A 19604-nucleotide genomic window follows, 5' to 3' on the forward strand; every position below is an offset into this window, starting at 1 on the left:
CCCCGCAGTCGTAGCATAGCGATCGAACGCTTTGTTTGAGTGTGTGCGATCACACCGGCCGCGTCAATGGTCGACGCGAAACTGAGCGATCGCTTGCTAATTTTGTTCGACGCGGCTACCGTCTCACCGTTGTCTGAAGCGGCCGCCGGGGAGGGACCGGAGATGCACGACGACAAGGACTTTCCGACCTATGCGGAGCTTCGCGCCCGCACCGACGCCCCTGCCGGCTCGGCGTGGGGAGTGTTCGGGGCGGACGACGAACTCGGCACCTTGAACCACCTCACCCCGGAGCGCGTGCGCGCAGCCGCGGCTGCCGTGCGCACCGGCGAGGTCATCAACCTGAACCTTCCACTGGAAACGTTCGATCCGCCGGTGAGCCCATACCGCAAGCGGCTGCGGCACCGCGTCTACGCCAACTACGCGTACCACCGAGACGAGTACCTGGACAGCTTCTATCCGCAGGCCAGCACACAGATCGACGGGTTCAGGCACATCGGGCACCCGGTGTTCGGGTTCTACAACGGAGCGGATCCCGACCGGTTCCTGCCCGGAGACCCCTACCTGGGTATCAACCGATTCACCGAGCACGGCATCGTCGGCCGTGGTGTGCTGGTCGACGTCGACCGATACCGCAGACAGCAGGGCAGGCCGATCAACCACGGCGCGGCGGAGGCCATCCCGATCACCGACATCGCAGCCGCGGCCGAAGCCCAGCACGTCGACTTCCGGCCGGGCGACATCCTGCTGGTCAGAACCGGATGGCTGCATCGTCACCTGCACGAACTGACCCCGGCGGAACGCAGGATCGAGAAGGAGACCCTGCGCATCTCCGGGTTGCTGGCCAGCGAGGAGACGGTGAGCTGGCTCTGGGACCACCGGTTCGCCATGGTGGCGGCCGACAACTTCAGTGTGGAGGCCTTCCCCGCGCCGGACGATTCTCCGTTCGTCTCCGAGGCGGAACGCAACGGCCGGGTTCCGCGCACTTACGCGGGCCTGATGCACAACGTCCTCCTCCCGCTGCTGGGCCTCCCCCTCGGCGAGCTGTGGGATCTGGACCGGTTGGCCGAACGATGCGCCGCGGACGGCCGCTGGGAGTGCCTCGTCGTGGCTTGCCCGCTGAATCTGACCGGCGGATCGGGGTCCCCGGCCAATGCCGTCGCGATCCGGTGAGGTGCCATGACCATCTACGACGACGCCCGGCAACTCGAGGACGAGCTGGCAGCGTTTCGTGCGGAGTTGCACGCCGATCCCGAAATCGGCCTGCAGCTGCCGCGCACCCAGGCTCGGGTGCTGCGCGAACTCGAGCCGCTGGGACTGGAGATCTCCGTCGGCCGAGCCACCACGTCGGTCGTGGCGGTCCTGCGTGGTGGCGCGCGCGACGAACGGCAGCCTCGCGCCGTGCTCCTGCGGGCCGACATGGACGCCCTACCCGTCCGGGAACGCACCGGCCTCGACTTCGCGTCCGAGAACGGGGCCATGCACGCGTGCGGCCATGATCTGCACACCGCGTCGCTGATCGGGGCGGCACGTCTGTTGCACCACCACCGAGATCGCCTGGCCGGCGACGTGGTGTTCATGTTCCAGCCCGGCGAGGAGGGCTACGATGGCGCGGGCGTGATGGTGAACGAGGGTGTCCTGGACGCTGCGGGGTACCGGGTATGCGCGGCTTTTGCCATCCACGTGCTTTCGGCCGGGCTGCCCAACGGCGTCGTCAGCACGCGATCGGGCCCCGTGATGTCGTCCTCGCAACGGCTGCTGGTGCGGGTCGATGGCCAAGGTGGGCACGGGTCGATGCCGCATCGCGCGAAGGATCCGATCACGGCAGCCGCGGAAATGGTCACCTCGCTGCAGAGCACGGTGACCCGAAGCTTCGACGTCTTCGATCCCGTGGTGGTGACGGTCGGGCAGTTCCAAGCAGGCACCAGACACAACGTGATCCCCGATCACGCCGAGTTCGCAGCGACGCTGCGCACGTTCTCCACGGAGAACTCGGCGAAGATCCGCGCCGACTTGGAGCGGACCCTTCGTGGTGTCGCCGACGCGCACGACGTCGGGGTGGACGTTCGCTTCGAAGAGGAGACGTTGCTGACGGTCAACGACGAATTCGAAGCCGGATTCGCCGCCGACGTCGCGCGATCGGTGCTGGGTGAGCACAGCTATCGCCCGATGCCTCACCCGCTGGCGGCATCGGAGGATTTCTCCCGCGTGCTCACCCACGTGCCCGGGGCCTTCCTCACGCTGGGCGCCACGCCACCCGGAATGGACCCTGCGACGGCACCCAACAACCACAGCGCCTACGCCGTCTTCGATCCCGCGGTGCTCCCCAAGGCGGCCGCACTGTACGCGGAACTGGCGCTGAGGCGGCTCGAGCACGAGTCGGCCTGACCTCCGGGCCGTCGGCCTGACCTCCGGGCCCGCTGGCCGCACTTCGGCGGCATTAATCGTCCGGCCGCTCGAGCCGGGAAGCGCAGCCTGCCAGGCTGCGGCCACGGCCGCGACTTGTCGGCCCGGCCGTGGCCGCTCGGGCCTTCATTGCTGGCCTGCCACCGGCGCTTCGCGCCTGCTCACCATCGCCGGCGACGGCTTCCCGGAAACAGCAGAACCTCCGGTCGCCGGCCCGAGGACAACGCCGGAGGTTCTGCCGGGTGGAAGTCCGCCCGCACGGGCCGGTCGATCGACGATCGCCGAGGGCCGGCCCGGCGATCGTCACTGCGATGCGGTCCCCGTCCGCTCGGCCAGCAGAGCCGACCGGCGCAGCTTCCCGGCCTCGTCGCGCGGAACGCGGTCGACCAGCTCGTAGGTCTTCGGCAGCTTGTAGGACGCGAGCTGATCGCGCATGAAGGTGCGCAGCTGGTCCTCCGTGACGGACGCCCCGGTGCGGAGCTGGACGATCGCGTGCACCGCCTGGCCCCAGTCCGGGTGGGGCAGCCCGATGACCGCCGCGTCGACGACCACGGGATGCTGCAGCAGCGCCCCCTCCACTTCGGCCGGATAGATGTTCGCGCCCCCGGAGAGGATCAGGTCGACGCGCCGGTCGGCAAGGTAGAGATAGCCGTCCTCGTCGACCCGTCCGTAGTCCCCCACCGTGACGAACCCGTCCTCGGTCGACGGGGCGGCCGGGCTGCCGCGGTACTCGTAGGTCGGCTCGGCGCAGTGCGGTCGCATGTAGATCATGCCGACCTCGCCGACCGGCACTTCGCGCTGCTCGTCGTCCAGGATCCGCAGATCGCAGTTGAGCGGCCGCCCGACACTGCCCTCGTGCCGCAGCCAGTCGGTGCCGGTGATCGCGGTCGCGCCGACGGCCTCGGTGGCTCCGTACAACTCGTTGATGTGTTCCGGGCCGAGCAGATCGATCCACTGCTTCTTCAGCCACGGCGGGCACGGCGCGGCACCGTGGAACAGGGACTCCATGCTCGACCAGTTGCGCTCGGCGATGCCATCCAGCCGGATCATCCTGGTCATCATGGTGGGCACCACGAACATCAGGTTGACGCGGTAGCGCTCGACGCAGTCGACCGCCAGCTCCGGCCGGAAACGCTCCAGCAGCACCACGTGGTGCCCGAAGAACAAGCCCCAGTATCCCCAGCCGAACGGGGCGTTGTGGTAGAGCGGCCCGCACACCAACTGCGTCTGGTCCGGGCGGAACCCGATGGTCACGGCGACACCGTGCAGCGGATGGCCGGGAACTGTCCCGCCGACCGCACCCGGATTCCCCCACGGCAACGGGTCCACGATCAACTTCGGCACCCCGGTCGAGCCGCCGGAGCACACCGCCTTGCCCGGCTGCGGGTCGGCCAGCTGCCAGTGCCGGGCCCGCTCGGCCACGACCTCGCCCGGACTGACACAGCGGTGGTCGCGCACCGCCTCCAGAGACACCACCACGTCCGGATCAGCTAACCGGAGAATCTGATCCCGCTCTCGCGCGGGCATGTCGGCGCGCACGGGGACCACGCACGCCCCCAGCTTCCATGCCCCGATCGTGGACAGTACGTGCTCGACCGAGTTCCGCAGCATGACAACGACCAGGCTGCGCGGTCCGATGCCGCGAGCGGCAAGACCCGCGGCGAAGTCGTCGCTGCGCCTGTCCAGTTCCGACCAGGTGAGCTGCACCGCCGGCCCGGTCTGCGGCACGAAGGTCAACGCGGGGGCGTCCGGCCGGGACGCTCCCAACTGCTTGATCTGTTCGCCGTACGACACGTAATCGTCGAACGTGAGCGCTGGTCGCCCCATGACGCCTCCCTTAGCGAGCGCTTGCTATTGAACCTGATATCATTACGAAATGCCTCGACCTAGCCGTGTTCACGAGATCGTGGCCGCAGCCACCAAGCTGTTCAGCGAACGGGGTTTTCTGGGCACGTCGGTACGCGCCATCGCCGAGGCAGCGGGAATGCACTCCGGCGGGCTGTATTCCCATTTCCCCTCCAAAGAGGCGTTGCTGTACCACATCGTCAGCGAGACGCTGCAGCGCCAGCTGGATGCGGTCGCGGAAGTCTGCAGGAGCGACCTCGACCCGGCCGCCAAGTTCCGCGCCGCCTTTCTCACCCACGTATCGACCAACTTCGAGATCGGTGGCGCATCGACCGCTCGGCTGTTCCTGCTCGACTGGCGATATCTGACCGGCAAGGAACTCGAGCACGTGCTCCAGTTGCGGCGCGCATACGAAAAGCTGTGGGACGATTTGCTGGAGGAAGGCGTCGCGGCCGGTGTTTTCCGGAAAGACATGGACACGCACATGACCCGCCTGGTGCCGATCTCGGTGGCGAACTGGGCGATCATGTGGTTCGACCCGAACGGTCCGCGCTCGGTGGAAGAAGTCTTCGGCAAAGTGGCGGACGAAATGTTGCAAGGATTTCTCGCCCGCTGATTGTCGTCCATCGCCGAGCACCTCAGAAATGGTCGAACATCCATGGGGTGCCGCAGGCGAACACAGTGCCGATCCGGTCGAGGGTGCCTGCTCGCTCGGTGTGCAGCTCGCCGAGGACTTGCGCCTCGGCAGCGCTCAGCCTGCCGGTGTACAGCGCAGCGAAGCCCCGCTCCGTGACGGCTGCTTCGGGGGCTTCCGTCGTCCACTCGGCACGGCACCGGCCGTCGCTGACAGTGAGCCGTAACGCCCGTCCCGGCGCCGTCCGGCGGACGGCCAGGACGAGCTCCACGGTCACGTCCGGGGGATACCCGCGTGCTGTCAGAGCGGCCGGGTAATCGATGATGCGCAGCATCCACGGGTACGCCCAGTCGACGGTGGGCGGCACGTCGAAGAACATGGACAGGCCGTCGCAGGGCGAGCCGAACCAGGTCAGGTCCTCGCCCGGCGACCCGGCCCGTGCCAGCGCTCGGAGCAAGGCGTTCGCCGACGAACGAGACGTCCAGACGATCTCCCGGGCCCGCACACGATGGCGGAAGGTGAGTTCTCCCCGGGGCGCACTCGGCTGGTCCCACATGGCGTAGCCGGTGACCGCACCGTCTCTGACGGCCACCACGGCGAACGCGTCGCCCGAGCGGACCGACGGCAGGATGTGCCCCTGCCACCAGCCCGCGGAGCGCACGATGAGGCCGTTGCTCCGACGGGCGAACTCCTCGTACACCTCGGCGAGCGCGTCGACGTCCGCGGTCTCGAACCAGCGGACGGAATCGATCTCCGAGCCTGTCCGCAAGGCGGCAGGCGGGGCCACGAAACGGTAGCGATGACCCCCGACCTCGAACCCGGCGCGCCGGTAGGGCGCCAGTGCCGTCGGGACGAGCGTGGCGACGGCTGCGCCGGATCGGGCGTGGTCCGCCAGCACCGACTCCAGCAAATAGCCCATCACTCCGGCGCTGCGATGGGCCAGATCGACCATGACCGACGAGATCGCGACACCGGGAACCGGGCGGCCGCCGAACCACTGCCCCGCCGGGCGAGCCAGCATCGCTGCGACCGGCTGCCCGGCACGTTCGAGCACGTGACCGTGCGCCAGCCAGAGATCGAAGTTGATCGACGCGGAGAAACACTGGCGCCGCAGCCCGGCGACGAATCCTTCGTCCTCGGCGCGGAAACGCCGCACCACTCGCTCCTCGCTACCCATCGGCCATCGCCGCCTCGTCGACGGATTCCAGGAACTCGATTGCCGTCGGCCACCGTGGCAGGTCCGCACCGACCCGGCGTTCCAGATCCGCCACCGTCCACCGGCCACTCGCGGTGAAGCGCCGCAGGACGCTCGGTGGCGCGAACAATTGCACGGTGTTGCCCGCCACGTAGAAGACCTGCCCGGTCGCGCGGCAAGAAGGCGTCGCCAGCCAGCCGACCACCGGGGACACGTTCTCCGGCGCCCAGAAATCGAAGCCGTCGGTCGACGACGACTGGTTGACATGGACGGCGGCGGGCATGGCCGCCACCGCCAACTCGGTGCGCGCCGACGGAGCGATGGCGTTCGACCGGACGCCGATCTTGCTGCCCTCCAGCGCCAGCACCGAGGACAGCGCCACGATGCCCAGTTTGGCCGCCGTGTAGTTGCCTTGGCCGAAATTGGGCATCAGGCCACCGATGGAGCTGGTGTGCACGATCGACGCCCGCACAGGTTCGCCGTTCTCCTTGGCGCGCTGTCGCCAATACGCCATGGCGTGTGCGGACGGCGCCGCATGTCCCTTCAGGTTCACTCGGACGACGTCGTCCCACTCCCGTTCCGACATGCGCGCCATGGTGCGGTCGCGCACGATCCCGGCGTTGTTGACCAGAACGTCCAAGCGGCCGAACCGTTCCACGCACGTCGCGATCAGGTCCCGTGCGTCGGACCAGTCGGAGATGTCACCGTGATGGCTGGCCGCCGGATACCCTTCCGCCGCGATCTCATCGGCCACTTGGTCCGCCAACCACGTGCCGTCGTCAGTGCGCCCCGTGTCGTTGACCAGCACGGCGGCGCCGAGGCTTGCGAGGTGGCGCGCATGGCATCGCCCGAGTCCCCCACCTCCGCCGGTCACGATCGCAGCAAGCCCGTCGAGAGGTTTCATGGCGCCTCCCGCCGGAACACCAGCAGCGGCCGCTCCCCCTCCTGCCGAGGGGGCGACCAGCTCGCGACAAGCCGCTCGCCGATCGCCGCGTCCTGCGGCACATGAGCCAGCACCCGTGGTCCTTCGTCCAGGTCGACCAAGCCGACGCCGTACGGCGGTGGTATGTCCGGACGGACCGGGAGGTGGACGGTGACGCACGAATACACGGTGCCCTGACCGGAGGCCTCGATCCAGGAGAGATCCCCGGAATCGCACCCCAGACAGAACGGCCGGGGATACAGCTGGTGATAGCCACAGCGTGCGCACCGCTGGACCACCAGCAGGCCGGCCGCAGCGGCGGCCCAGAACTCGCGCGTCGTGGGGTCGAGAACGTCAGTCATTGGTCAGCACCACCGTCGAGCTGTAGGAGGACAGACCGCCCAGGCCGTTGACCAGAGCACGCCGCGGCACCGGGGTGACCTGACGGTCCCCCGCCTCGCCGCGTAGCTGGCGCACCGCCTCGATCACCAGGAAGATCCCGAACGCGCCGGGGTGGGCGTACGACAACCCGCCGCCCGACGTCATCGCGGGCAGCTTGCCGCCTGGCTTGAAGTGGCCGCGCGCGAACATTTCGCCGCCCTCGCCCTTCGCGCAGAACCCAAGGTCCTCCATCTGCAGGATGGGAGTGATGGTGAAGGCGTCGTACGGCTGGAACAGGTCGATGTCCTCCGGCCCGACACCTGCCATCTCGTAGGCACGCTTGCCGGATTCCACGGCGGGTGTGCTCGTCAGATCTCGTCGCTGGTGGGCATGCCAGGTCGCGTGGCTCTCGCCCCAGCCCAGGATGGTCACGGGCGGCCGCTTGGCGTTCCGGACCCGATCGCGCGTCGTGACGATCACCACGCCACCGCCGTCGGTGATCAAGCAGCAGTCCAGCTTCTTGATCGGCCCGCAGATGCGTTCGGAGACCATCACGTCGGCCACGGTCAACGGGTCGCGCCGCCATGCCTTGGGGTTCAGCCGCGCCCATTCCCGCGCGGTGACCGCGACCGACGCCAGCTGTTCTTCCGTGGTGCCGTGTTCGTGCATGTGCCGGGCGGTGACCAGTGCATAGTGACCGATAGGGACCGGCAGCCCGGCGGGTTGATCGAACTGCGCGGTAAGGGACTCCGGCGGCCACGGCGCGATCACGTGCGTACGCGATCGCTTACGCAGGCTGCGTTGCCTGGAGGCGTATGCGAGCAGCGCCACGGTGCAGTGACCGGCCGCGATCGCCGCCATGGCGTGCCCGACGAACCCTTCCCACGATCCGCCGCCGAGGTCGGAGGAGTCCGCATAGCTGGGCTCGATCCCCAGGTATTCGCCCAACAGGACCGACCCTTCCTCGCCGAGATAGTTCACGAACAGCCCGTCGACGTCAGCCCTGGTCAAACCCGCTTCGTCGAGCGCAGCCATGGCGGCGAGCGCGATCATGGACGGCTCGGACTGGTCGGTGACCTTGCCGAGCGGTGTCTCGGCCACGCCCGCGATGCAGAACTCGCGCATGACGTCCTTCCATCTTTCTTAGTGAACGCTCGCTTTGTAATATTCCACGACGATCATGCACTGTCAACGCGACGACGACGGGCCAACGAGAGGAACACGTAGACGACCGACACCACGACCAGCGCAAGGAGGCTCAATGCCACCTGGACGCGGGTCTCGTACTCGATGAACATCACAACGTCGATGCCCAGCAGCGCGACGCCACACAGGATCGCCAGCCACGGGTGTCCCCACATGCGGACCGGCAGTTGCGCGATCTGCTCGGCAGGCGTTCGCATCCGCATGCCGACCTGGGAAGCACAGACGAAGCCGTAGACGATCAGCGCCAGCGCCCCAACCGAGTTCAGGACGAACGCGAACGCCTCGTCCGGAGCGAACCAGTTCACCGCCGCGCCGAGAAGCCCACCCGAACCGCTCAGCAGCACTCCTATCCACGGGACGCCGCGCGCGTTCCTGCGGTCGATCCCCGCCGGCGCGTAGCCATTGCGCGCCAACCGGAACAACGTCTGCGAGCAGGCGTAGATGGACGCGTTGACGATCGACAGCACCGCGACGAGCAGGACAGCGTCCATGATTTGCACCGAGTACGGGATGCCGAAACGGTCGAAGGCCGCCGCGAACGGTGACGAATCGACCGGAATCTCCGCGAACGGCAGGACGAGAAGCAGCGCGACGACGGAGCCCACGAAGAACAAGACGATCCGGATGACCGCAAGCCGCGTGGTACGCACCACCGCGCGACCGGGGTCCTCCGACTCACGAGAAGCGATCACGGCGATCTCCGTGCCGACGAACGACAGCACCGCGATCGCCATGCCCTGGACAACGGGGGCGATCCCGTTCGGCAACAGCGGAGCGTTCAGCAGGTTCGTCAGCCCCACCCCGGTCGACCCCGGCAACAGCCCGAGCACGTAGCCGACGGCCCCGACACCGAGCACGAGGATGGTGGCGATCTTGATGCCGGCCAGCAGAAACTCGGCCTCCCCGAATCCGCGTGCCGAATACAGGTTCAGCCCGACGAACACCGCCATCACGCCGAGCGAGCACAGCCAGTTCGGGACACCGAGCCATCCGCCGATCACCTGGCCGGCGACGACCGCCTCGAACGCGATGATCGCAACGAACAGGTACCAGTACAGCCATCCGACGGCGAAGGCCGCCCAGCCGCCCACCCCGACGCGGGCGTAGTCGACAAACGTCCCCAGCTCAGGCCGCGCGGTGGTCATCTCACCGAGCATCAGCATGACGAAGTAGACGATGACCCCGCCGAGGAAGAAGGACAGCACGGCTCCCGCGCCCGCCGATCGCACGACTTCGCCGACCCCCACGAACAGCGAGGCGCCGATACATCCGCCGATGGCGAGCAAGGTGACGTGACGGCTCTTGAGTCGACCCTTGCGTGGAACCTCCGCCTGCAACTCCCCCCGATTCGGCACCGCAGGTTCTGACACCGCTGCTGACATCGCAAACCTCCGAATCGTGTCGGGGATCACCCCGATGCCAGCACGCTAACGTCAGACACGAAGAAAAGCAAGCGATCGCACAGTTTCACGCCCGAGGCATGTGGCGGGCCGTAGACGCTCACCGAGGTGGCGGCAGCCGACGGCCTCGTAGTGCTCATCCGAGAAGGTGCCGCAGCGTGTTCGTCACGCTCATCGCACGACGCTCAACATGACCCCATCGTGTCCATCACACCGAGCTCAACATGGCCTCGCCACGCCCACCGCGCGGAGGTCACATGACCCCGTCATGTTCATCGCACGACGCTCACCTCGTTGACCCGCTCGTCTCGAACACGACGTCCACGCCGTGTCATCAACAAGGCGCGGGAAGCACGGCCTTGTCCGCGAATCGTCCGCCGCACATGTCTTGACGGGCTCCGCACAGACGTGTGTTGCCCGAAGGCACCCGTCGGCCTCTTGGATCGTGTCGCAGCACTTTGTCATCCTGCCGAACCGGCATCGGCCAGCTCCCTGCCGCACGGCACCGGCCTGCCCCTGGCGACAGCCGACGTGGGGCGGCACCCCATTGATTTGATTTCGGAGCACGCTGCACTTCGGCTGCCCCGGATACCGTGACCGCCGCCGCTACACTGCTCCTCGACATGCGAAACGCCCCCGGAGTACTTGTCTCCGAGGGCGTTTCGCCTCGTAGCGGGGACAGGATTCGAACCTGCGACCTCTGGGTTATGAGCCCAGCGAGCTACCGAACTGCTCCACCCCGCGTCGGTGATTCCCAGTGTACACAACCGTTTTGACGGCCTTCAGGGGGGTGGGTACTTCGCCGGCTGAGGCGGACGGGCGATCCTGCCGATCGATCGGCAGCCGGATGTCGCGTGCAGCGACCCGCCCCGTGAGCAGGCACGACCACCCGCACTATGCGCTGGCGCTGAGCCACACGCACACCGCACTGGGCCACGACGCCGCCACGCTCACCCGATCGCCCACCGCTCCACGCGAGTCACTCGCGATCGCGCCCGCGCCACCCCACTACGACATAGCCACCCCCACTAAGACATACTTCGGACGCCAACCACGGCGCCTCGGCGAAGCACTTTGTGGCAGCCTGTCCCGGGCCCAGGCACCCCTCTGCACCCGAAGCGCAGTGCCGGTGCGCCCACGCACCCCACCGATCCAAACACACATCCCGTGGCCGACCACAACGGCACACACCAGCGAACTCGCCTACAGCACCCCACCCCTCACGCAAACACCCCCTCCGCATCCAACACACAAAATCAGTGCGTCCACGCACAGCCCCCAGCCCGAACGCACACCCCGTGGCCGACCACAACGGCACACGCAGCAAGCTCGCCTACAGCAGGCGCCCCTCGCACAGACACCAACTCCCAATCCAAAGCACCCGCGATGCACCGGTAGAGGTGCACGGGCGGCCCAATTCCCCCTGGCCCGTGCGGCGGCTTGAGCCAGGTGCGGCCAGTTCCCACACCCACGTGCGGCGTCCTGCACAGCCCCACGGTCAGCGGTGCGGCCATGAATCAGTCGGGCACGCATGTGCACCCGAATTCGCAGGGCTCCCACGCGTGTGCTCCGGTCCGCGAGACTCCCACGCGTGCGCGCCCGAATCCGCGCGGCTTCTGCACACATGTGCACCGATCCGGTGCCGACGGTTCGAGTACCTCGTCCACCCGGTAGCCGTACCGCAGCCTTGAGGATGCCCGGACACGGCAAAGCCGTCCGCCCAGCAGCGCGCTGACCGCCGGGCAGACGGCTTTGTGTGTCGAGGTCAGTTCCCTCCGGAGCCCGCGCCACCGGACGACGAGCCGGAGCGGCCGCTCCCTTCACCGTTCTTCAGCTGGTTGTACTTCTTGCGGGCCGCTTCCAGGTCCTCCAACGCCTCAGCTTCGGCTTGGAAGTCGCCCTTCGCGCGCGCCGAGAAGTAGGCGTCCGCAGCTCGAGCCATCTCGTCGGCGACCTCCTGCAACGCCGCGTTGCCGGTACTGGGTCGCTGCGTCGGCGGCCGTTGCTGCTGCTGGTCCGGCTTCTGCTGGTCCGGCTGCTGCGCCGGCTTCTCGGGCTCCTCGGCACCGTCTTCGGAGGCCCGTGGCGTCGTCGCGTACTTGCCCGCGCCGGGCAGTGCCTGGTCGAGCGCTTCGGTCAATGTCTTGCCGAAGCCGACGCGGTTTCCGAACGACACCAGCACACGCGCCAGCTGCGGATAACCACGCTCGGTGCGCTGGCGAATGTAGACCGGCTCCACGTACAGGAAGCCCCCGGCGACCGGCAGCGTCAGCAGGTTGCCGTTGATGATCTCGACGTTCTGGTTGCCGAACAGGGTGCGCTGCTCGGTGTAGTCACCGTTGTTCTCGAACGAGTTCTGCACCTGCGCCGGACCACGGCTCTGCGGCGCGTCGTCGCCGATCGGCAACCGCAGCACCTTCATCTTCCCGTAGGTCTCCGGGTCCGACGACACCGTCATCCACGCCGCCAGATAGTCCCGGTTCAACGGCGTCAACGGGCTGGTCAGCTGGAAGGTCGGCTTCTCGTCGCCCGGCGCCTTCATCAGCAGGTAGTACGGCGGCTGGTTCGCCGACCTTTCGCCCTCGGTCGGGTTGGACGGGACACTCCACCAAGCGGTGTTGGAGAAGTACTGCTGCGGAGTCTTGACGTGGTACTTCGTCAGCAGGTCCCGCTGAACCTTGAACATGTCCTCCGGGTAGCGGAAGTGCTTGCGCAGGCTGTCCGGGATCTTCGACTCCGGCTCCACCGTGCCCGGGAAGACACTGCGCCAGGCCTTCAGCACCGGATCCTGCTCGTCGATCGCGTAAAGCGTCGTCGTGCCGTCGTAGGCGTCGACCGTGGCCTTCACCGAGTTGCGGATGTAGCTGATCGGCTGGTTCTCGTGCCTGGCCACGCCGGTGAGAGTGTCCTCGGTCGCGTCACCCAGCTGCGTCTTCTGCGCGTACGGGAAGTTCGCCGTCGTGGTGTAGCCGTCGACGATCCACTTGATGCGGCCGTCGATCACCGCCGGGTACGGGTCACCGTCGACGGTCAGCCACGGCGCCTTCTTCTCCACCCGCAGGCGCGGGTCGCGGTTGTAGATGATCTTGGACGACTCGCCGATCGCCCCGGAGAACAGGATGTTGCGCTCGCCGTGCGCGATGGCGAACACCAGGCGGTGGAACAGGCCGTCGATCGGCACACCGCCCTTGCCTTGATAGCGGTGGGTGGTCTCGGCGGTGTCGAACTCGCCCTGCGCCGACTCCTCGGGGTTGTTGACGATCGCGTAGTCGTCCTCGCCGAACAGCTCGCCGTAGTAGATGCGGGGCTGCTTGACCTCGATCCCGATCGCCTTCGGGTTGATCGTGTCGCTGCGCTTGGTCAGCGGGTAGCCGCCTTCGGTGCCGCCCTCGCCGCTGTTGTCGCCGACGGCGCGGTCGATCGTGTTGGCGGGCGCCAGGACGAAGCCGTTGCCGTGCGTGTACACCAACCGCTGGTTGATCCAGCTTCGCTGGTTCTCGGCCAGGCCCTCGGACTTCAGCTCACGCGCCGCGACGATGTAGTCCTGCACCTCGCCGTTGATCTCGTACCGGTCGACGTCCAGCTTCTTCGGGAAGCCGTAGAAGTTCTCCCGCGCCACCTGCTGGGTGAACGTCGGCTCCAGCACGCTCGGGTCGAGCAGGCGGATCCGCTCGATGGTCTCCCTGGCTTCGGCGATGTCCTCCTCGGTCGCGGAGGTCTTCGGCCGGTAGTCGACGAACTCGATGTTGTCCAGCTTGTAGGCGAACTTGGTCGCCTCCATGTTGCGCCGGATCGCTTCGGCTTCCTTCTCGATCTCGTTCGGCTTGACCGAGAACTGCCACAGCAGCGCCGGCCAGGCCTGCCCGACCAGGATGCTGGACACCAGCAGCAACGCCAGCGCGATCGCGGGAAGCACGAGGTTACGCAGGAAGGCACCGACGAACAGGGCGCCCGCACAGAACACCGCGATGCTCATCAGGATGAGCTTGGCCGGCATCACCGCTTGCAGGTCCGTGTAGCTGGCGCCGGTGAACAGCTCGTTGCGGCCGTTGAGCAGCAGGTTGTACCGGTCCATGTAGTAGTCGAGCGCCAGGACCAGCACGAAGATGCCCGCGGTGACCGCCAGCTGGATGCGCGCGGCGTTGGTCAGCTGGGCGCCGCGGCCGGCCAGCCGGACGCCGCCGAAGATGTACTGCACCACCACCGCGGCGACGAACGCGACCACGAGCGCGACGAAGACCCATGTGATCGCCCAGTTGTAGAAGGGCAGGTCGAACACGTAGAAGCCGATGTCGTGCCCGAACTCGGGGTCCTTCCTGCCGAAATCGCCGCCATGCAGGAAGAGCTGGACGGTCTCCCAGCCGCTTTGCGCGGACAGTCCGGCGACGGCACCGACCACGATCGGGATGCCGATCCCGAACAGCCGCACGCGGGCGACGATGGTCGACCGGTACCGCGCCAACGGGTCGTCCTGGCTGACCACGGGGACGAAGACGGGCCGGTTGCGGTAGGCGAGGAACAGTGACAGGAATGCCGCCCCGCCGACCACGACGCCGACCACGAGGAACAGCACCACGCGGGTCAACAGGACGGTGGTGAAGACGTTCCGCGCGCCGACTTCTCCGTACCACAACCAGTCGATGTAGGCGCCGATCAGCCTGCTGCCCAGAACCAGGGCGGCAACCAGCACCGCACCGATGATCAACAGGACTCGACTACGCCTGGTCAGCCTTGGCACGCTGACGGGAGGCCGATTGGCCACAGCACACACTCCTGGGTCGGTGACATCCGCCCGTGGGCGCCATCGGCTTGTGATGGCCCCCACCCAATGTCTACTTAACTCTACGGACCACGGGGAAAGTTCCCCGGCCGGGTCCGCCCCGCTCCTGGCAGGATAGGCCCATGAGCAATGTCAGCGACGTGGCGATGGCCGCGCGGGAAGTGGAAGAGTTCGTCGCGGCCGCCGGCTGGGACCAGCCGCCGCAGCTGTTCGCCCTGGTCCCGACCGCCGACATCCTGGCAGAGCAGCCGGAACTCGCCGCGCAGCTGAATGCCGAGGCAGCGTTGACCCCGGTCGCCCAGGACGCCCTGCCGGAAGCGGAGGATCTCGGCGAGGCACTGGCCAGGATCACGTGGCCGGAAGCGGTGCGCGGATGCGCGATCTGCCAGGAGATCGTGGTGCTGTCACCGGACGCCGAGGAGTCCCTGCCCGACGACGGTGACGTCGCCAGGCTGCAGCAGGCAGCGGCCCAGCATCCCGAACGCACCGAGGGGCGCCTTGTCGCTGCCGTGTCACGCGACGGTACCCGGGCGTGCGTGCTGCGGCTGCGCGGAGTCGCCGTCGACGAGGACGGCGAACCCGTGGACGAGCTGGTCGAGCATCCAGACCTCGCCCCCGGCTTGCTCGACGCGCTGGCGGCCACATTCGAACCGTAAGCACGTTCGGAACGGTCATCCCTGCGTGCGGACCGTCATCCGTGTGTTCGGACCGTCACCCGTGCGCGCGGACGGTCATCCATGCGTTCGGAACGGTCATCCATGCGTTCGGAACGGTGAGCTGCGCGTTCTGACGTACCCACGTCGGAGCCGCCGACATGGTCGTGGCATGGTCTCGCCACGACCTGGCATCAGTGACCGTGGGGTCGGGCACCAGTAGCTGTGCTCGCCCCGACGGCCATGGTCGGCTGCAACCACGAAAGCCCGCAGCCGCTGCGGATGCCGACACCCAAAGCCCTCAGCGAGGCCTGGCCGAAACCGTCAGCACCGCACCCGGAGCCCTCAGCACGAAGCCATCGACACGACGCCGAGACCGCCGTCAGTACGAAGCCTGACCAGAAGCCTTCACACGAATCGTGATAGCCGTCGGTACGACGCCCAGCCAGAAGCCTTCTGCGCGACGCCCGGAGCCGCCCGTCTTCCTGGCGTCCCCAGTCAATAGCCGCCCTCTTGGCGTCCCAGGCAATAGCTCCACTGCGTTGAGCCGCCGGCTTTGAGCCACTGGCCAATCGCTTCGCGCTTGGAGCCGCCCAGCCACTCGCTTGGCGCCCTGGTGTGGGAGGCAGCCTGCGACCTCAACAACTCGGCACGGGCAGGCCCTTGTCGAGGTTTTCCAGCGCCTGGACGGCTTCGGCCAGCTTGCTGACCTTCACCAGACGCAGGCCGTCCGGGGCCGATTTCGCTGCTTCTGCGCAGTTCTCCGCAGGCACCAGGAACACCGTGGCACCGTCGTCGCGCGCCGCGGCGAGCTTGAACGAGACACCACCGATCGGCCCGATCGTGCCGTCGGGGGTGATCTCACCGGTTCCGGCCACCCGCCGCCCGCCGGTCAGTTCACCCGGGGTCAGGCGGTCCACGATGGCCAACGCGAACATCGTGCCCGCGGACGGCCCACCGACGTCGGCCAACTTGATGTCGACGGACAAGCCGGGTAGCTCCGGGCGCGCGCCGACCACCACGCCGAGGAGACCTTCCGATCGACCGTCGTCGGCTTTGCCGAGGGTGATCGTCGCGGTCCTGGTGCGTTCTGCCTGCGTCTCGCTGGCTTTCGCCTTGTCCTTGGTGCCGTCCTTGGCGTCCGCGTCGGCGTCTGCTTTGCCAGCCCCCCGTTCGGCTTCGTCGGCACCTCTGCCCTTGTTCTGTTCGCTCGTGTCTTTGCCGGTGCCGCCCCGGCCGGCACCTTCACCACCGGCCTTCTCGCCGGCCTCGGCGTCGGCTTCGCGGAAGGTCACCGTGATCTTCTCGTTGGGCTTGGTGCCCTTCAACGCGTCGAGCACGTCTTGTGGGGTCGAGACCTTCCTGCCGTTCACCTCGACCAGCTCGTCGCCCGGGTCCAGCACCCGGGCGGCCTCTTCTCTCGTCACCTCTTGGACGACCACCGTGTAGCGGATCCGCTTGCCTACTGCGGCACCGGATTCCTTCAGATACGCCAGAGCTGCCGAAACCGCGGCGTCTTGCGAGTCGACGAACTGCTGCGCGTTCTTCTGTTTGACCTCTTCGTCGGTTTCGCCGGGCGGGAAGTACAGCTCGCGCGGCGCCAGCGCGTAACTTCCGCTCGCCCACAGCCCCAATGCACCGAGCAGTGTGACGCCGTCCTGCACGGCCACCGTGGTCAGCCGCAGCTCACCGGATGTCTCGTAGGTCTTGGAACCGCTGATCGCGATCAACGGACCGTCCTCGGTCTCAGCCAGCGTGTCGTGCGTGGGCCCGGGCCCGAGCGCCACGTACGGCACTCGCACGAACGTGCCGACCAGGCCGAAGACGAGCACGATCACCATGCTCCACACGATGGTCCAGCCGCGGCGGGTCAGGTGAAGTCCCCCGCTCGCGGTATGCGAAGCACGCTCACGGTCGGCACGCGAGTGGCGTCGACGATCGCCCAGCGCACCGTGCTCACGGCCTGCGGCGCCTTGCTGTGATGAGTTCTCTGGCCTGTTCACGGACGTCCTGTCAAGCGGAGTCGACGAAACATGTTCCGGTAACGAGGACCCTACGCGATCGGTGGGATCCGATCGCGCTGGGCTGAACACGACATCGGGCAAGCCGCGTACCGTAGAGGCATGAACGATTTCCCGTTCGGCTTCGGCCCCTCCGACCCGGACAAGCGCGGTGAGGGCGAGTCCCGCGAGCCGTCCGGCTTCGGCTTCGGGGCGCCGGGCGGTGGCCCGCAAGGCGCCGAGGCCTTCGCACAACTCGGTCAGATACTCAGCCAGCTGGGCAGCATGCTCAGCCAGGCGGGGTCGTCCTCCGGGCCGGTCAACTACACCATCGCGAAACAGATCGCGCTGCAACGGTTGAGCAGCAGCGGGCAGGCGTCGAGCTCCGACAACGAGAGCACCGCCGTCCGCGACGCCGGCCACCTCGCCGAGCTGTGGCTGGACGCCGCGACGATCCTGCCTGTCGGCGCCTCGAGGACAGTCGCCTGGTCCGCGCGCGACTGGGTCGAGAAGACGCTGGACACCTGGCAGCACTTGTGCGACCCGGTCGCCCAACGAGTCGCCAATGCCTGGGTGAACGCGCTGCCCGAGGAGGCCAAGCAAGCCGCCGGCCCGTTGCTGTCGATGATGAGCCAGATGGGCGGGATGGCGTTCGGCACCCAGCTCGGTCACGCGCTGGCTCAACTGGGTTCCGAGGTGCTGACCTCGACCGAGGTCGGATTGCCACTCGGCCCCGACGGCACGGCCGCGTTGCTGCCTGCCAACATCCAGAAGTTCACCGAGGGCCTGGAGCGGCCGAGCAGCGAGGTGCTTGTCTTCCTCGCCGCGCGTGAAGCCGCCCACCATCGGCTGTTCTCCCACGTGCCGTGGCTGCGGCAGCGCCTGCTCGCCACCGTCGAGGAGTTCGCCCGTGGGATCACGGTGAACACGCAGGCACTCCAGGACCTCGCCGGTCAGATCGACCCGGCGAATCCCGCGAGCGTCGAAGAGGCGTTGTCATCCGGTCTCCTCCAACCACAAACGACTGATGAACAAAAGGCAGCCCTCGCCCGGTTGGAGACGTTGCTCGCCCTGGTGGAGGGCTGGGTCGACGTGGTCGTCGCCGATGCCGTGGGCGATCGCCTCCCCGGTGCCGATGCTCTCCGCGAGACGTTGCGCAGGCGGCGCGCCTCCGGCGGTCCCGCGGAGCAGACCTTCGCCACACTGGTCGGGCTCGAGCTACGGCCGCGCAGGCTGCGCGCCGCCTCGGCCCTGTGGAAGCTCGTCGGCGATCAGCACGGCATCGACAAGCGGGACAATCTGTGGTCCCACCCGGACCTCATGCCGACCGCGGACGACCTCGACGATCCGCTCGAGTTCGCCGAGCGCCTGGGCGCCGACGCGTCGGGTTTGGCCGACTTCGACCCGATCGCCGAGCTCAACCGCACGGAAAAGGCGACCGAAGACCGGGCCGGGGATGCGGACTCCGGCGACACCCGGGACGCCGCTTCGAAAGGGACAGAAGGCGACACCCCGGGAAACACGGAGAACGACGACCCCGGCACCGGCCCGCGCACTGACGGCTGATCGGCGCTAGTCGAGCTCGATCAGCCCCAAGCCGGCAGCGGCCGACAGGCCCTCGAGATAGCCGATCGCCCGCTCGGTCCTCGGGTACCGGGAGCACAGCTCCCAGAACTGCTCGTTGTGGGCGGCCACCAGCAGGTGAGCCAACTCGTGCACCAGCACGTAGTCGAGGACCCACGCAGGCACGTCGCCGAGCTTGCTGCTGACCCGGATGGTGCCTTCCGCCGGCGTACAAAAGGCCCACCTGGTCCGCATCGGCGGCACCCAACGCACACTCGCCGGCAGCGCCCGACCGTCGAGATATTGCGCTGAGAGCTCGCGACAGCGCTGCATGAGCGCCTCGTCCGACTGCCGCGCAGGCGACAGCCGCCGACTCCGGCTGCGCGACAGCTTGCGTTGCATCTCGGCGACCCAGTACTCCTCCTCCGCACTGGTCATGCGTGCCGGAATCAGCACGATCATGGTGTCGCCATCGAGGTAGGCCGAGACAGTGCGCTTGCGGCGTGCGCTGCGCCGCACCTCGACCTTCTTGTGCACGCCTCAACCGTAGGCGGTGCTGCCGACGATGCGGCGAGACGGGCGCAGATCTGTGGACAACTCCCGTGATCCGCGCAGCTTTGAC

At 67.7% G+C, this 19604-nt stretch carries 14 protein-coding genes and 1 tRNA gene; 5 read left to right on the top strand and 10 right to left on the bottom strand.

Annotated features, from left to right (window positions below; genetic code table 11):
- Positions 1 to 129: 129 nt before the first annotated feature.
- Together CXP56_RS08820 and CXP56_RS08825 are read left to right on the top strand one after the other, a co-directional pair.
- On the top strand, positions 130 to 1170 hold the full coding sequence (locus CXP56_RS08820; RefSeq protein ID WP_169725218.1) for a cyclase family protein: 1041 nt from the start codon (positions 130 to 132) through the stop codon (positions 1168 to 1170).
- Between the two features lie 6 nt (positions 1171 to 1176).
- Entirely contained in the window at positions 1177 to 2385 is a 1209-nt protein-coding gene (locus CXP56_RS08825; RefSeq protein WP_028846859.1) for a M20 metallopeptidase family protein, read from the top strand.
- A 321-nt stretch (positions 2386 to 2706) separates the two neighbouring features.
- On the opposite strand, the gene CXP56_RS08830 is transcribed toward CXP56_RS08825, so the two are convergent.
- The gene (locus CXP56_RS08830) at positions 2707 to 4230 is read right to left on the bottom strand and encodes an AMP-binding protein (protein WP_028846860.1); all 1524 of its coding nucleotides are present in this window, start codon (positions 4228 to 4230) and stop codon (positions 2707 to 2709) included.
- A 79-nt stretch (positions 4231 to 4309) separates the two neighbouring features.
- Here CXP56_RS08830 and CXP56_RS08835 point away from each other — a divergent pair, with 79 nt between their 5' ends.
- On the top strand, positions 4310 to 4864 hold the full coding sequence (locus tag CXP56_RS08835; protein ID WP_051309835.1) for a TetR/AcrR family transcriptional regulator: 555 nt from the start codon (positions 4310 to 4312) through the stop codon (positions 4862 to 4864).
- Positions 4865 to 4886: 22 nt separating this feature from the next.
- On the opposite strand, the gene CXP56_RS08840 is transcribed toward CXP56_RS08835, so the two are convergent.
- From CXP56_RS08840 to CXP56_RS08870, 7 genes are all read right to left on the bottom strand, one after another.
- A complete protein-coding gene (locus CXP56_RS08840; RefSeq protein WP_286900692.1) occupies positions 4887 to 6059 on the bottom strand; it encodes a GNAT family N-acetyltransferase in 1173 nt (390 codons plus the stop codon).
- Complete coding sequence (locus tag CXP56_RS08845) at positions 6052 to 6981, bottom strand: SDR family NAD(P)-dependent oxidoreductase (RefSeq protein ID WP_084609012.1); 930 nt, start codon at positions 6979 to 6981, stop codon at positions 6052 to 6054. Before CXP56_RS08845 ends, CXP56_RS08840 begins: the two co-directional genes overlap by 8 nt.
- Entirely contained in the window at positions 6978 to 7361 is a 384-nt protein-coding gene (locus CXP56_RS08850) for a Zn-ribbon domain-containing OB-fold protein (RefSeq protein ID WP_051309841.1), read from the bottom strand. The genes CXP56_RS08845 and CXP56_RS08850 overlap by 4 nt, the downstream gene beginning before the upstream one ends.
- On the bottom strand, positions 7354 to 8505 hold the full coding sequence (locus tag CXP56_RS08855; RefSeq protein ID WP_028846863.1) for a thiolase C-terminal domain-containing protein: 1152 nt from the start codon (positions 8503 to 8505) through the stop codon (positions 7354 to 7356). The genes CXP56_RS08850 and CXP56_RS08855 overlap by 8 nt, the downstream gene beginning before the upstream one ends.
- A 53-nt stretch (positions 8506 to 8558) precedes the next feature.
- Entirely contained in the window at positions 8559 to 9941 is a 1383-nt protein-coding gene (locus CXP56_RS08860; RefSeq protein ID WP_169725219.1) for an amino acid permease, read from the bottom strand.
- 715 nt (positions 9942 to 10656) lie between these two features.
- Positions 10657 to 10730, bottom strand: a tRNA-Met gene (locus CXP56_RS08865).
- A 1021-nt stretch (positions 10731 to 11751) separates the two neighbouring features.
- Positions 11752 to 14748: a UPF0182 family protein gene (locus tag CXP56_RS08870; RefSeq protein WP_286900693.1), complete on the bottom strand. Its 2997-nt coding sequence runs from the start codon at positions 14746 to 14748 to the stop codon at positions 11752 to 11754.
- Between the two features lie 140 nt (positions 14749 to 14888).
- On the opposite strand from CXP56_RS08870, the gene CXP56_RS08875 reads away from it, so the two are divergent.
- Positions 14889 to 15422: a PPA1309 family protein gene (locus tag CXP56_RS08875; RefSeq protein WP_028846864.1), complete on the top strand. Its 534-nt coding sequence runs from the start codon at positions 14889 to 14891 to the stop codon at positions 15420 to 15422.
- Positions 15423 to 16057: 635 nt separating this feature from the next.
- On the opposite strand, the gene CXP56_RS08880 is transcribed toward CXP56_RS08875, so the two are convergent.
- The gene (locus CXP56_RS08880; protein ID WP_051309847.1) at positions 16058 to 17260 is read right to left on the bottom strand and encodes a YlbL family protein; all 1203 of its coding nucleotides are present in this window, start codon (positions 17258 to 17260) and stop codon (positions 16058 to 16060) included.
- Between the two features lie 282 nt (positions 17261 to 17542).
- Here CXP56_RS08880 and CXP56_RS08885 point away from each other — a divergent pair, with 282 nt between their 5' ends.
- Positions 17543 to 18985 carry a zinc-dependent metalloprotease gene (locus tag CXP56_RS08885; protein ID WP_038044561.1) on the top strand — a complete coding sequence of 481 codons (1443 nt, stop codon included), beginning with the start codon at positions 17543 to 17545 and terminating at the stop codon, positions 18983 to 18985.
- Between the two features lie 6 nt (positions 18986 to 18991).
- Here CXP56_RS08885 and CXP56_RS08890 read toward each other — a convergent pair whose 3' ends face one another.
- A complete protein-coding gene (locus tag CXP56_RS08890; RefSeq protein WP_286900695.1) occupies positions 18992 to 19519 on the bottom strand; it encodes a M48 metallopeptidase family protein in 528 nt (175 codons plus the stop codon).
- Positions 19520 to 19604 lie beyond the last annotated feature (85 nt).

Origin of the sequence: Thermocrispum sp. (assembly GCF_002919275.1) — a bacterium.
GTDB lineage: Bacteria > Actinomycetota > Actinomycetes > Mycobacteriales > Pseudonocardiaceae > Thermocrispum > Thermocrispum agreste.